This window comes from Achromobacter sp. GbtcB20, assembly GCF_019091095.1.
In the GTDB taxonomy this organism is placed as follows: Bacteria; Pseudomonadota; Gammaproteobacteria; order Burkholderiales; family Burkholderiaceae_B; genus Achromobacter; species Achromobacter mucicolens.
Genome location: NZ_JAGXJZ010000110.1, coordinates 1 through 707 on the forward strand (window position 1 = coordinate 1; position 707 = coordinate 707).

A 707-nucleotide genomic window follows, 5' to 3' on the forward strand; every position below is an offset into this window, starting at 1 on the left:
GCCGATACGCTTTCACGCGCGTCGAATGGAAGAACCGCATTTATCCGGCACTTCTTACAAGCACGCGTAAGAAGTGCCGGGTTACTCGAGCCATCAGGGCTCGCGCCGTTGCTGAGCCCGCGCCGCCGGCAGCAAGGCGCCCACCGTGGCCAGCAATTCGTGCGGATCGACGGGTTTGGACAGATGCACCTGAAAGCCCGCCAGCAACGTGCGCAGGCGGTACTCCTGGCTGACGTGGCCCGACAGCGCGATGGCAGGCAGGCGGTGCGAGAGAGCCGCCCCACGGTCCGCTTCCATCGCTCGCACCCGCGCCACGACCTCGTAGCCGTCCACGTCGCCCAGCGAAAGATCGCAGATGAGCACCTGCGGCCACGTTGCCGCGGGCATGGACTCGAACGCGGCCATGGCAGTTTCACCATCCGCATACGTCGTCACGTTGGCGCCGTTGTCCTTCAGGATTTCTGCCACCATCTCGCGCGCCTCGGCCTGATCGTCCACCAGCATGATTTGCGCGCCGCTCAGATTTGGCACGCTGACATCCGCGCGCAGCGGTGCTGGCTCCATGGCGCGCACGGGAAAATCGACGGAGTAGCAGCGTCCGCCCGAGGGTGCGGCCGTACTGTGGAACGTGCCTCCCTGGCGCTGCGCCCGCACGGCCAATTCCGCCGGATCCAGTGCTGCCGCGACGCGCAGGCCGTCCGTCGGGT

Annotated in this window: 1 protein-coding gene; it reads right to left on the reverse strand. The window is 66.8% G+C overall.

Going from position 1 to position 707, the window contains the following annotated elements; translation table 11 throughout:
- Nucleotides 1-93: 93 nt before the first annotated feature.
- On the reverse strand, nucleotides 94-707 hold a 614-nt coding region (locus KVT32_RS28035; RefSeq protein ID WP_217619190.1), incomplete at its 5' end, for a response regulator.